At 58.8% G+C, this 13,423-nt stretch carries 6 protein-coding genes; 2 read left to right on the top strand and 4 right to left on the bottom strand.

Annotated features, from left to right (window positions below; all coding sequences use genetic code 11):
- Positions 1-4 precede the first annotated feature (4 nt).
- A complete protein-coding gene (locus PSH91_RS26215; RefSeq protein WP_305466961.1) occupies positions 5-5,353 on the top strand; it encodes a dermonecrotic toxin domain-containing protein in 5,349 nt (1,782 codons plus the stop codon).
- A 159-nt stretch (positions 5,354-5,512) separates the two neighbouring features.
- Here PSH91_RS26215 and PSH91_RS26210 read toward each other — a convergent pair whose 3' ends face one another.
- From PSH91_RS26210 to PSH91_RS26200, 3 genes are read right to left on the bottom strand one after another with little or no spacing between them, the layout of a single operon-like run.
- On the bottom strand, positions 5,513-6,184 hold the full coding sequence (locus PSH91_RS26210; RefSeq protein ID WP_047226706.1) for a GNAT family N-acetyltransferase: 672 nt from the start codon (positions 6,182-6,184) through the stop codon (positions 5,513-5,515).
- Positions 6,185-6,194: 10 nt separating this feature from the next.
- On the bottom strand, positions 6,195-6,641 hold the full coding sequence (locus tag PSH91_RS26205; RefSeq protein ID WP_047226707.1) for a GNAT family N-acetyltransferase: 447 nt from the start codon (positions 6,639-6,641) through the stop codon (positions 6,195-6,197).
- 2 nt (positions 6,642-6,643) lie between these two features.
- Entirely contained in the window at positions 6,644-7,285 is a 642-nt protein-coding gene (locus tag PSH91_RS26200) for an FMN-binding negative transcriptional regulator (RefSeq protein ID WP_305466960.1), read from the bottom strand.
- Positions 7,286-7,385: 100 nt separating this feature from the next.
- Between PSH91_RS26200 and PSH91_RS26195 the strand changes: the two genes are divergently transcribed.
- Positions 7,386-8,936 carry a PLP-dependent aminotransferase family protein gene (locus PSH91_RS26195; RefSeq protein ID WP_188251879.1) on the top strand — a complete coding sequence of 517 codons (1,551 nt, stop codon included), beginning with the start codon at positions 7,386-7,388 and terminating at the stop codon, positions 8,934-8,936.
- A 124-nt stretch (positions 8,937-9,060) separates the two neighbouring features.
- On the opposite strand, the gene PSH91_RS26190 is transcribed toward PSH91_RS26195, so the two are convergent.
- The gene (locus PSH91_RS26190) at positions 9,061-13,011 is read right to left on the bottom strand and encodes a dermonecrotic toxin domain-containing protein (RefSeq protein ID WP_305466959.1); all 3,951 of its coding nucleotides are present in this window, start codon (positions 13,009-13,011) and stop codon (positions 9,061-9,063) included.
- Positions 13,012-13,423: the final 412 nt, after the last annotated feature.

Raw genomic sequence — 13,423 nt, 5'->3', positions numbered from 1 at the left:
TGAAATGACTGTTTTCTCTGAAAATGAACGTGGTGTGCCTTCTTTCGCGCGCTTGAAACCCATCAGCCTGTTACCCAACGGGAGCCGATTTCAACCTCATACATTTGCCGATCAATGGTTAGCCCAATGGGGCCTCACCGGCGAGGTGCAGGTTCAGGTCACTTATCTGGAGGTCGAGACTGTCGATTCGGCCGCTGAACGCAAAACCGCCGCGGTGACGTTGCGGGACGCCGTGACACAAGGCTTTCTGAGAGCCCATCAAAGCCGGGCTTCCTCCTCCGCCTTGTCCCCGCGAGAGGGCTGGGTTTATCCCCACCGAAGTCAGATGTCCCTGGACTTTTCGTCACTGCGGGCCAACGGTAAAGCACTCTCGCAAGACGTCCTGCAGCAATTGCGAGCCGGCATCGAGCCCGGTTATCAGGGCACTGGACAGCCCCTCATCACCGAGGTGGATGCTCACGGCAATCTGCTCGGCGCCCGTGAAAAAGAGCAGCTCCGGCAATTGGGGCTTCTGGATGCCAATCAGGTGAAGCTGGCCCGGTTGCTCGCCGCGCTTCCAACGTTCGACACGGTACTCAAGAGTCTGCTGGTCGGCAGAATCAAGGCAAAGCTTGCGCAAGGGAAATTCCGTGCCTCGGCGTTTGAGCACCTGGACCCGGATCACTGCTACGTGAACCACTTTAGCGTCGACTCGATGGGTAAGCGTGCGTTGATCTCCTCGCAGCGTTTTACCGACGTCATGTTGAGCTGCCTGACAACGGACACACGGCCCACCTACACGGTCGATGGCGTGGGATTCTTCAGTCGTGCGGATACGGTGGAAGAGGCTGACAGCCTATTTGTCAGCCCATTGGATCGGAAAACTGCAGCGATCATGGAGTCGGCATTCTATGTCGCTCAACCGGCCACCAACGAAAGTCTCAAGCGGCAGTTTCAGGATGACCTCCTTGCGTTTCGCACGGGTAAGTACGTAGCGGACTGGCTCGATGCACCAAGCCCATCCACAGCTGAAGCGGCGCTTGCTTTTTTGCTGTCCCGGCGCTTCTTGTATTTGTTCGATCTGTACAAGGCTGATCGGGATCCGGCCCTCCAATTGACTCTGAGTGAGCGCAACCTGCAGAACGATGAGGATCGCCTGCTGGACCTCATCACGACCCATCCTCGCATGACGGACAGAAACCGCCTGTTGCGGGCGCCCATTCCCCATGTTTATGCCGTCATGCTCGACATGGGTGCCGCAGAGCCCCGCAAGTGGCCCGCTGCAATGACCATCAAGCGGGCAGATCAGTCCGCATTGTTCCTGTACTCGCTGGAAGGAGGAATCCAGAAATTCCGTTCCTTCAAGGATCTGGTCAATAAGGTCAGCCCTGTCTATGAGGGACAAAAACGCAGGATTCGGGATATCGCCTCTGAATTGTCTGGACACGCCTTTGAAATCGCCGCAGATGACCTGCTGTGGTTTCAAAGTGCCGCGCTGGAAACGTTTCTGAATGCGCCTGTAAACGAAACACTCGCCTTGCCTGCCTTTGCCCTGAATGTCGAAAATGCGCTGGACCTGCCCATGCTGTCCCTTGCCGGGCCACTGGCTGTCCGCCAGGAAACCCTGGTTGAAGACAATCGCCCCGATTTTGTTAAAACGGCGACCTCTGCGGAAAAATCGCATTACCGCGGTCTGGAGCTGCAGGTGCTGGAAGCCGCCTATACATTGGCAGCCAGTGATATCCAGACGTTGTTGCAGTTCACCCGCCAGAAGATCAGGCAATATCTGCAAAAGGTCGTGCACGCGGACATAGACCCCGATCCGGACCTGTCCATGGTTACGTTTTTCTATGGGAAGAAGGCCAACCCGAGGCAGTCCCGTGTCAGCAGCCTGACCCAGTTGCTATTGGATAACCTGCGACCGTCTCAGCACCCGAATGCAATGAGGGAGGTACTGAGCGCCTACCTGATCGATCCAGACGGCGAGCGTATCCGCAACCCGGCCAACGGCTATTTCATCACGTTGAGCGGGCGCGAACTGGCCAAGATGGTGACGAGCATCGATGCCGGTGGCAGTTATGAGGCCATGCTCAGGGAGCAAATGAATAAACCGGCCTACAAGAAGGCCTGGCAGACAGCGTACCTGGCCAATCTGAAATTCAAAGGCTATGAGGCCTCGCTCAAGGGCGACGCAGTGTTCAAGGCCATGGTGGTCGATAAGGCCTCCAACCCACCCAAATCAACTAAGAAACTCGCCCTCTGGCTGGACGCTGTCCTGAGCTTGCCGTCGGTAGAGGCCCGCCCCCCCGTCATGGGGCGCAGCGTGCATGTGTACGGTCTGATGTTGGGTGGAAGCATGGCCGTCGGCGGCCGACACGCCCATATGGGCAATGCGGTCAGCATCAATGGTGTGCTGGTGTTTTCCGATCAGGAAGGGCCGGATATCAAGGGCACCGTGGGGGTTTATTTTCCCGACAGTCCCGAGGGCGAGGACTTCCACGAGTTTGCCGATCTGAGCGAGGGCGTTGCCGAGCTGTTGTCACGGGAGGATTGGCAGGCGTATTTCCGTTCGCGCATCTCCACGCGTAACCCTTCCGAGATAAAACGCACGCTGGGGCAGCAAGGGGGGCGTCCGCTGATTCGCGGTTCGTTGATCACCGGCGACCTTCTTGAAGCCCTCCACCGGGCGCACATCAACTTTCACAGTGCCCATGCCGATCAACGCTCCAACAGTAACCGCGATGTCCGTCATCAAACCTATGGCAGGTTCGGGCAGATGGCGATCGAGGTTGTCATGGAGTTGGCCGGTATGTTCCTGGCGCCGGGTTTCCAGATGCTCAAGAGCGCCGTCAAGACCGGCTTGCTGGTGTACAGGACCGGGGCTATTCCGCTGAACCTGAAGACTCTGGCGCTTGTGCATGCGGTAGCGAACCATGGCGGATCGCGTCTTGCCCGAGGCACCGTGCCCTCCCGGGGCCAATCTTTTTTCCGCGCGGTGACCGCGCGCCAGAGTCAGGATGAAGCGCTGTCCGGGTTGCCATTGGACATGGCGATCTATGCTCCTTATGCGGTGAAGGATGTCTCGGTGATCCGTGGGCTGACCGCGGACGCGCGAGGCTTTTATCGTGCAACGATCAACAATGTGGCCACCGGCAGTGTGACGGCTCGCCCCGTGTATGTGCGACAACCCGACGGGACGGTGTTCCGTGTGCATGACCACACGAAGCTGGATGCAACCGAAGCCACCCTGGTCAACCCGATGACGGGGCTGGACATCCGCTCCAGTGGGGTGATGCGCAGCACCGTGGCGCGCATGTCCGATGGGCAGTGGCGTGCCGTGGGCTTTGGCCGGGGCGGCGGCAAACGGCCGGCGCAGACGCCTGCCCAACCGGGCCCGTCAAAGAAGCCTGCCCTATCGGTTTCCGCTGTTTCCAATTCGATACGCACGCCGGGCAGTTGGAACAATCGGATCATAGACCTGGTGCCGTCAATCATGACGCGCCTGGCGATCTGGCCACAAAACCGCAGCTTGCTGATCATTGATGAAATATCCGCACAACGTGCCTGGTCGGTGCGTTTTACCCCGGGGCAACATGAAACGATTTATCCGGTGGCCGAGCATCCGGATAGAGCAGATACAGATGTCGTTTTGAGACGAACCGGTCATGACCATTACAGTTTGCTCTTGGGTGAGCGCGTGGTGGATATCGATGCCGATGGTGATTGCCTATTCAAGGCCTTGGCGGCTGGGTTGAATGAAGGGCAGGCCCAGGAGACGTTCACGATGCAGAGGCTGCGCGATGCGGCAGCCGATCATGTCGATCTACATCCGGAGTTGAGTCAATACGTGGCGCCGCCAGTCTCCAGAGTGCAGCAAGCGCTTTTTGAGAATGCGCCATCGCTTGTCAATCTTCTGGACAATGCGGCGATGCTCGATCTCACCCGGATCGTCTACGGAACGCCCAACCCGCAGCGCTTGTTCCAACCGACCTTGGATTACTTGGACCTGCATGCAAACAGAACTGTTCGTATGGCAATTACTGCGGCACCAGGGACTAAGTTACCTCCTGAGATCCTGCAGGAAGTCGGCCGCATGTTATCGCCCCGGCCCCCGGCAAATCTGGCGGCAGGCACCAGCGGCCCTTTTTCCGCGCAGGAAAAAGTCACCATGAAGCAACTGTTCGAGGACATTCTGCTGCCGCCTGTCGATGATCAGAACATTCTTCGGCTGCTCGGTGACAAGTACCTGCTGGTTTCCAAAGACGTGGCCCACATCATGCTGGAGTATGGGCTCACCGCCCGGCAGTTGGTCGGTCATCATCCCCGCAATAGCCTGGCCTATGTCAGGCATGAGGAGGCGCTGCACGATCATCTGGACCCGGATGAGCTAGAAACGCTGCTGGACGGTGCCCATCTCGTGGATCGCAATGATCTGGATGACGTAAAAGACCAGCTGATGCGCGTTCGGGACAAGTTCGTCGATGACGATGCTGAGCTGTTTGATCAGTTCATGTATGCCGACATGGTCGAGCGGACCGTTGATTTATTCAGAACGGCCCTTGGGCGTTTCCCTGATCTGCTGCGGCGGGCCAACATTATCCTGAGATCCCGCGTTATCGCTCACAACCTCGGTGGCATGTTGTCCGTGAGTGACGTCGCGAGGTGGATCCGTAATCCGGCGCTGTCCGACAGGCGCTTTGAACTCATTGCCGCGTATGCAGACGCCCGTTATGCCGAACTGGAGCGTACGGGACGCATCGACCTTGACTGGATGCAGGTGTTCAATGATCAGAACCTGCAAAACATTCTCGTTTATCGACCTAATTTGATGGCGTTCATGAAGTTCCTGGGCGGGGCGCGGAAGAACGTTGAGAGCATAGACGTACCTGCCGTCGCGAAATTGTTTAGCCCTCCAGGGGAGTTGCCGTCCAATAACCGGGTGGCCATCTTGTTAAATACCCCGGGTTTAGTGGGGAACCTTATGCGTCTGCGAGCCGATTACGCCATGCAGATCTGGCTCGACCTGATTGGGCCGCATTTTAGCGATGCGACTATTCGGCAGGCGCTTGGACGACCGGGGTCGCTGCGTACTGGACTGGAATTTGGATTGGCATTAAGAGAAAGCCTGGGGGCAGAAGAAGCCCGTGCGAATCGAATCATCCAGACCCTGTTCGCCATCGGCCAACGACGGGCCCAGCTCTATCTCTACAACTTTAACTTCCCAGCTAACCGCTTGGGGCATAGCCGTCTGGATTTTGCCGTGTACCTGGAAAGTCATCTGAGCATCCCGCAATGGGCCTGGCAGTATGCACGACGGGGCGTAACTCCTGACTCGCTCAAGCAGTTTGGTGAGGTGAAGCGCAAGTCGGAGTGATTTGACGGTGGGCAGGCGACGAATGTGTCGACTGCCCAATAGCCATCGCGAGCAGGCTCGCTCCCACAAGGGATTGGCGGCGAATACAGATTCTGCATTCGCCCTGGGCTCCTGTGGGAGCGAGCCTGCTCGCGATAGCTGACTGTCAGGCGAAACAATTCAAGAGCGACACTCCACCAACCCAAGCACCTGCCCACCCGCGCTCTGGTTCTCCTCACTCAGCCAGCGCTCGAATCCTGCCCGGATCGCCGGCCATTCCGAATCCAGCATCGAGTACCACGCGGTGTCGCGGTTCTGGCCCTTGACCACCATGTGCTGGCGGAACACCCCCTCAAAGGTAAAGCCCAGCCGTTCGGCGGCGTATTTGGAACGGGCATTGGCGTTGTTGCACTTCCACTCCAGACGCCGATAACCCAGGGCGAAAGATTCCTTGGCCAACAGATAAATCGCCTCGGTGCTTTTCGGCGAGCGCTGCATCGGCGCGCCGAAGGTCACATGGCCGATCTCGATGCGGCCTTGTGCTGGCACGATCGACATCAGGCTGAGGATGCCCTGCACCTCGCCACTGGCGCGGTCGATCACGCTGAAGAAATACGGGTCGACGTTGGCGGCGTGATTGGCCAGCCACGCATCGAACGCACTGCGATCCTTGAACGGGCCGTAGGGCAAGTAATCCCAGAGTTTCGGGTCGGCACCGGGCCCTTCGAGGGCTTGCCACAGGCCGTCGGCGTGACGCGCCGGATCGAGTTTTTCCAGGCGGATGAAGCGCCCTTCGAGCAACTGCGTAGACGGCGCCGGAGCGCCTTTCCAATCGGCGAGGGAAATCGACATGCTGCGCTCCTTACAGGGCTTTGCGAAATTGAATGTAACCCGGGCGCTCGGCGATGCGCTCATAGAGCTGGATCGCCGTCGCGTTGGTTTCGTGGGTCAGCCAATGCACCTTGCAGCAACCATCGGCCTTGGCGGTGGTGTAGACAAATTCGATCAGCTGGCGACCGACCCCGGTGCCGCGGCTGTGCTCTGTCACCAGCAGGTCTTGCAGGTAGCAGGAGTTTTCGATGCTCCAGTTCGACCGGTGATAAATGAAATGCACCAGCCCTACCGCCGTGTCGCCGTTCCAGGCGAGGGCGCCGTGGGTCGGTTCGCGGTCATCGAGCAGACGTTGCCAGGTGCTTTGGCTCACGGCCTGCGGCAGTTCGGTGTTGTAGAAACGCAGGTAGGCCTGCCACAACGGCAACCAGGCGGCGTGATCGTCAGCGCTGACGAGGCGGATCTGGGGATGGCTCATGTTCACTCCTTGGACGATAGGTCATGCATCAGGTGTGCGAGGGCCTGGTCCTGCGGGTCCAGGCTGGCGGCAAGACCCTGGCGCACCCCGCTGATGTCCGCGGGGCTGCGGTTCTGGCTGAGTTTGCGTTTGCCTTCCAGGCGCTGGATGGGCAGGGTGAAACCGACGATGGCCTTGAGCATGCTGTCGATGTACTGCGCCGGGGCATCATCGATTTTCCAGGGCTGGGCGCGGCCGGCTTCGTGACGATCGGTCAGGGCGCCCACCAGGTTACGCAGGCGATGGGGATCGCTGAACACCTCTGCGCGGCCATAGGCGTGTACGGCCAGGTAGTTCCAGGTCGGCACGACTTTGCCGTGTTCGGCCTTGCCGGGGTAGAAACCGGGGCTGACGTAGGCGTCGGCCCCGGCGAAAACCACCAATGCTTCGGCACCGGCTTCCAAGTCACGCCATTGTGGATTGGCCCGGGCCATGTGGCCGTAGAGGCTGCCATTGGGGCCTTGTTGCGGGTCCAGCAACAGTGGCAAATGACTGGCCTGCAAGCCGTGTTCACCGTGAGTGATCAATACAGCCAGGCGGCAATCACCCATCATGGCATGCAGTTGGGGCAGGTCTTCGACGACAAAGGCTTGTGGGTTGTACATGACGATTTTCCTTGGCGAATGCGAGCATCCTAGGCAGGCTATTGGTCTGTTGTAAGAGCCACTTATGACCAATTCGATAGGTCCATTTGCGAGGGCGCTCATGAACAATGCCGTGCCGCCACTGTCGTTCAACCCCGCAGGCATTGAGCTGGACCGCCGCCAGGGGCTCAGTCGCCAGCTTTACCAGGCTTTGCGTATGCGGGTGCTGGATGGGCGGTTGGCCAGCGGTACGCGTCTGCCGGCCAGTCGCGATCTGGCGGCGGCCTTGGCGATTTCCCGCAATAGCGTGGTGCGGGCCTATGACCAGCTCTACGCCGAGGGTTTCATCGAGGGACGGGTCGGTGACGGCACTTATGTGGCAAAACTGTCGTCGACGGCCCTGCCGCTGAAAAACATATCCACAAAAGTATCCACAGGGTTTTCAACAGGCTTATCCACTGGTTTATCCACAGATTGGCTGGATTTACCTGTGGGTCCATCCAGTAAAGTTATCCACAGTGGTGCATTGGAACGGGTCGAAAAGCACCATTTGCCCCAACCACCCCTGGGTCCGCCAAGGGCATTTCGGGTCGGTGTTCCGGCGTTCGATCTGTTTCCTTTCGAGGTTTGGGCCAAGCTGAACGCGGCTTTCTGGCGCAAGCCGGATCTGCAGCAACTGTGCTATGGCGATTCCCAAGGTGATGCGCGCTTGCGCGGTCTTATCGCAGCGTATCTGCGCAGCTCCCGAGGCCTGCACTGCACAGCTGAACAAATTGTGATCACCAGCGGAGCTCAGCAGGGCATTAGCCTTTGTGCACAGCTACTGGTGGACCCGGGTGACGTCGTGGCTGTGGAAAACCCCGGCTATCGCGCCGCCGGGCATGCGTTCTCTGTCGCCGGTGCCGAGGTCAGAGGGGTGCCCGTGGATGGCGATGGTCTGGATTGCGCGGCGCTGGGTACGTTGAACCACTGTCGGCTGGCTTATGTCACGCCGTCCCATCAATACCCGACCGGGGTCGTCATGAGCCTTGCGCGGCGCTTGGAGCTGCTGACCTGGGCCGAGCGCAATAATGGCTGGATCGTCGAGGATGACTATGACGGCGAGTATCGCTACAGCGGTGCGCCGCTGGCGCCCCTGGCTGCACTGGATCGCCAGGGGCGGGTTCTTTATGTCGGGACGTTCGGCAAAGTCGCGTTCCCGGCCTTGCGCCTGGGTTATCTCGTGTTGCCACCCGGCCTGGTAGACGCCTTCGCCCGACGTCGTGCGGTGGATGTACGCCACTCTGAAGTCAGTACCCAGGCGGTGATGGCCGAATTCATGGCCGCCGGGCATTTCCAACGGCACATCAGGCGTATGCGCCGGGCCGCCCTGGCCAGGCGCGACGCGCTGCTGGCCGGCTGGCCGAAGGCGGTTCCAGGGGTTGGCGCCATGCCCACGGTGGTGGCGGGCCTGCACGTCACTGTGCCGGTGGACAGCGTCGAGCGTGAGCAAGAGCTGATAGCCCGAGCGACCCATGCCGGTGTCGAAATCAATGGCTTGAGTGGCTATTGGTTGCCCACCACGACGACGCCAGTGCGAGCCGGGCTGGTGCTGGGGTTCGCGGCCGTCCCGCCAGCAGCGATTGGCACCGCGCTGGCGAGCCTGGCCAAGGCCTGGAGAACAGGAGGCTGAGCGCCTGGCACAATCCCTGTGGGAGCGAGCCTGCTCGCGAAGACGTGGGCGCATCCAACATGGCGGCTGGCTGATCCACCGCTTTCGCGAGCCAGCCCGCTCCCACAGATTCAGATCCTGACCGTTATGAGGGCCGCTTTGGAAAGAACACTTCCCTGGCCTGATCCACCGCAATTTCGCTGCGGTAAAGATCGATCAATTGACGCTGGGTGAGATCCTGGGTGGCGTCGGCGCGTGCTCCCTTGTTGACTTGTTCCGGTGTTTTCAAGCGACCGGAAAGGTAGGCGTGGGCGGGGACCCAGTCGGTGGAGTAACGGAAATCGGCAAACCAAAGCGTTTTGTTTTCCTTCACGTCCCTGATCTCATACCGGTCGAGATAGCCGCGAAGAGGGCCTTTGTTTTTTTGTCGGTTCTTTAGTTTGGTGATGGAAATACGGTTGCGGCTTTTAAGCCAAATGACGCCATCCATGGTCGGAGGGCGATGTTTGATGACATTCAGTACGGCATCGAAGGCTTCCTCGTACAGGGCCTTCGCTTGCGTCTTGAGTGCCATGCGCAGGGCTTCGGCGGTACGCTTTTGTTTTACTGACACTTCAACGGTTTCGTTCGAGGCACTGTCCACTGCCTTTTTGATTGCAATGCCGACTTTCTCCATCCTGTTTGCATGGGCGTTCAGGATCATTCCGAGACCGGTGGGCGATCGGCCTGGCGCATTCATGTGCTCCTCGACCTGCGCCTGGAACGCCTCCAGCCCATCGATCAGGGCTTGGCCCTTTGCGAGGCTGGTTGCCAGTGGCGGGACGATCTGCGGCGTGTCGGCGAGCGCATGGGGCACCCACTCACCGGTTCCCTTGCGGTGGAAGGTGGCGATGATCTTGTCCGTGACCGGGTTCTTCACATCGACCCAATCGGTTTCTTCCTGCATTTTCGTTAAACGAGGCTCACCACTGACAAGGCCCCAAAAGCGTGCCCTGATGAACTTTTTCCTGAACCTGGGGCGTGGCTCGTAAGGGTTGCCCATGCTGCGCCGGTTGCTTCTCTCATCCAGGGCCTGGGCCAAATGTTGCAGTGCCCGTTTTTTCAGGCCGCCGATCTGCTTGTTCAGCCGATTGAGTTCGGCCGGCCGGGCGCTGTCCTTGTATTCAGTGCCCACGTATTCGAGTTGTTCTTCAAGGGCGGTGAACTGTTCCGTGAGACTGCCAAATGCATCGATTTGCTCATCCAGCCGGATCACGCTGCGTTCCTCGATGGCGTCGTGCAGGCTTTGGAAGGCGATCGTGGCGCTATCAACCAGTTGGTTAATGACGGCCCAACCTTCGGGCACTGTATTGATGCTGTCGAGCGACAGGCAGAGGTGGCGATACATGTCCAACTGGATAAGACGAATACCGTCGCTCTTGTAGGTCGGCATTCTTCCACGGTGCTGCCGGATAAACTCAAAACCTTCACGCCCCAGTATCTTGAGCCTGGAAAAACGGGTCTCCATGTAATCCAGGCGCTCGTTCATATCCTCGCCGACCCGGATCATGCTTTCGGCTGCATCGACGTGCTGCTGCTCCACGACCGCGACGCCGGTGGTGGCCATGTCCATGGCTGTTCTCAGGGCAGGGGTAAACCGCTCTTTCAGCGCGTCTATCTCTTCGAACGTGAAGTTGATCTGTGCGTTCAGGTAGCCAAGCCTGGCTTTAGGCGCGTCGGGTCTTGATTGGAAGACGGGCCATTGCGTCAGTATGTTCAGCGCTTCTTCATAGCTTTCGCGCTGGGTTTTCAAGGTGCTCAAGTAAACGTTGCGCTTGGTCTCCTTGGCGGAGCCCGAGGCGCTGTTCAATTCTTGCGCATTCATTGTCAGCAGTGCCTGGTGCTCCGGTTTTTTTTCTTCGAAGCGGTTCAGTTCGGCCAGCAGTTGAACGCTGCGGCGGTGAGTGTCGGCGATGACTTTTTCCATCGCACCTTTTGAGCCCGTTCCGCGCAGGCGCAGACGGATGTCGATATGCCAATTGCCGTGTACATCCAGCCTCAGGGGAGGGCCCAGGCGCGAGGGATTCTTCCCGTCGACGACGCAGACCTTATCGCCCACCATCAGCACGTTGAACCATTTTTCTCCCACTTTGGCGTACCACCGCCCCTGTCGTTGATAGAGCCCTTTGGACATGCCATCGGTATGGGCCTGCCCTGGTGTTTCGGGCGCGTCGACACTGAAACTCTCAAGGAGCTTGGCACCCTCTCCCGATTTGCCTGTCAAGGCACCGCTGGAATGGATGGACTCATAGTGTTCGGGGTGCGGTTGCTTAGCGGTGGAAGGCGCGAGTTTTTCGATAATGAGCTTGGGTTTAACCAGCTTGACCGGCTCCTCTAACACCTCCGGCGCCGCTGCCCTGCGACTGCGTGTGCCTTCTCTGGCATGGTCGATAGCGTGGGTGGTGATCGCCATGGCCAGGTTCAGCAGCAGGTCGACGAATGCCTCCCATGTGGCTTGGTCGTTGGCGTGTTCGCTGTCCTGCATCAGCGTTTCAATGTCATCCAGAATTTGCCAGAGCCAGACGGCGGTGCCCACGGCAGCGCCCAGATAAGGCAGGGCCAGGTTGAAAATCAGCCAGCCTGCCTGCTTGAACGTACTCCAGCGGGTTTCGCTGTTGGAGACCGATTGCCGGTCTGCAAGCTCGACCAGGGCATTGGCATTGGCCTTGAACAACAGTGGCAGGAAATCGGAGCCCAGGGTTTTTTCGCTCAAACCGACGGGGGCGCTATCGAGCCATGATGTAAAAGGGTCCGTCGCAAACTCAACGATGACCCAGGGTGAGGGCAGCGGGCCCGAGAAAATGTATCGGCTGTAATTGCTGCGCACCTCATCGGGCAGCCAGGCCAGGACCGATTGGCGCAATTCAGGGATTTGCCTGATCGCATACAACAGGTTGCTGGAGGAGGGGTACTGGCACAACTGCGGCTCAAGCAGCGGTCGATAAAGCAGGCAGGGACCGGCGTCTGGATTCTTCGGACCGATCACGAACATGTTGGTCACGATGTCTTCCAAGGGGATCAGTTTCTGTTGGGATATGAAGGCCAGCCTGCGCAAGACGATGGGTTGTCCGTCGACCTTGCGATCGGCTTCCTCCGGTTCCATCAGTGCGGCGACATAACGGTAACCCCGTTCGTCGATGTTCCCACGCCCTCGGATCTTTCCCTCCAGCGCCAGCATGGGCAGTTGAATGCGCAACTGGGAGGTGTACAACTCTTCGCGGCGGGCTGATTCGGTCGGATCGTCGAGCAGTTTGCTCTTCACCAGATCGGGATAGACGCGACCGATATCGATTTTGGTGATCAGGGTTTCGATGTAGTCGGTCGTCATCCAGGTGGGCAACACCTTGCCGGTGAGGGACCTGACGGTTTTGTTGCCCAGGGGCAGTGCAATCAGGTTTTGCAAGGCCAGCTCAACGAGATTGAACCGGGTGGTCTCGAATTTGCCCGGAACGATAAAGGACCCCCAGGCCACGAGGCTGCGAATCTGGATCTCGATTTTTTCCGGATCGAGTGTCGCAGCGTCGGCATGGTCCGCTTGCATCTGCTTCTTGAGGGCGTTCAAGGCAAACTCCTTGATAGGAGCAATATCGTCCAGGTAGGTCTTGCCGGCATGGGAACTGCTCAACGCCGAAAGGTTTTTCATGTGCTGGGCGAACAGAATCTGATCGGATATCGACGCTGCCAGCAGCCAGTCGGGGATCTTTTTATCGAACCAGGTCGCGCCAAGACCTTTTTCTGCGTCCAGCCCGCTGGTCACTGGCTGGTCGTCTTCGATGGATGCAACTTTTTTCAGAAAGCTGGGGGAACCGAGGATCTTGACCTGCATGGCTATCAGGCCGCAGGCCTTTTGATCGAAGATGTTGCCGGTGGGCTCATACAGCCGCCACTGGATTTTCTTGCGGAACGTGGTGTCCAGTTGCGTCGGGAGAAATTGCCCCAGCGCCTGCTGTGAATCGAATTTTTTATAGCTGTCGCGCAGCGAGTACGTAAGGATGACCTCTTTGCTGGCGATGGTTCCGATCAGTACCACCAACGAATTTTCGTTCAGGCGGCTCACTTTGGTCCCGTCAACTTCATCGATGTCGATCAGGTACGCGTGAGTGTCGTAGCGATCATGTTGCTTGCGGTCCTCCGGGTTGGGGTAAAGGAACAATTGCCTGGCCATGTCGCATTCGGTCGCGGTCCAGCCATTGACCTCTTTGACGTCCCAGATCTTGCGCAGCGTTCTGGAGAGCTCATGCCAGCGTGGGCCGGATGTGCCCACTGGCGCGTTCCAGTACGCCAGTTGTTGTTCCTGGCAGGCGGACAACATGACGGGCTCCAGTTCGTTGATCAGGGCTCCGATCTGTTCGATACGTACCGGCAGATGCACCTCCGGGGTGCTGATCGGTAGCTGAGTCAAAAAGTGCACGCCTTCGATCAGCATGGTCGAATCGCTCGCGCCTACTCGTTCGGCCACCATATCGCTG

Source organism: Pseudomonas sp. FP1154, from assembly GCF_030687245.1.
Lineage (GTDB): Bacteria > Pseudomonadota > Gammaproteobacteria > Pseudomonadales > Pseudomonadaceae > Aquipseudomonas > Aquipseudomonas rhizophila.
Note: the sequence above shows the minus strand (reverse complement) of the source record. Positions and strands in the feature narration are given on the sequence as shown.

Excerpts from the sequence above, each read along its gene's own strand:
- PSH91_RS26215 (WP_305466961.1), top strand. The coding sequence starts at position 5 with ATGACTGTTTTCTCTGAAAATGAACGTGGTGTGCCTTCTTTCGCGCGC.
- PSH91_RS26210 (WP_047226706.1), bottom strand. The coding sequence starts at position 6,184 with ATGTCGATTTCCCTCGCCGATTGGAAAGGCGCTCCGGCGCCGTCTACG.
- PSH91_RS26205 (WP_047226707.1), bottom strand. The coding sequence starts at position 6,641 with ATGAGCCATCCCCAGATCCGCCTCGTCAGCGCTGACGATCACGCCGCC.
- PSH91_RS26200 (WP_305466960.1), bottom strand. The coding sequence starts at position 7,285 with ATGTACAACCCACAAGCCTTTGTCGTCGAAGACCTGCCCCAACTGCAT.
- PSH91_RS26195 (WP_188251879.1), top strand. The coding sequence starts at position 7,386 with ATGAACAATGCCGTGCCGCCACTGTCGTTCAACCCCGCAGGCATTGAG.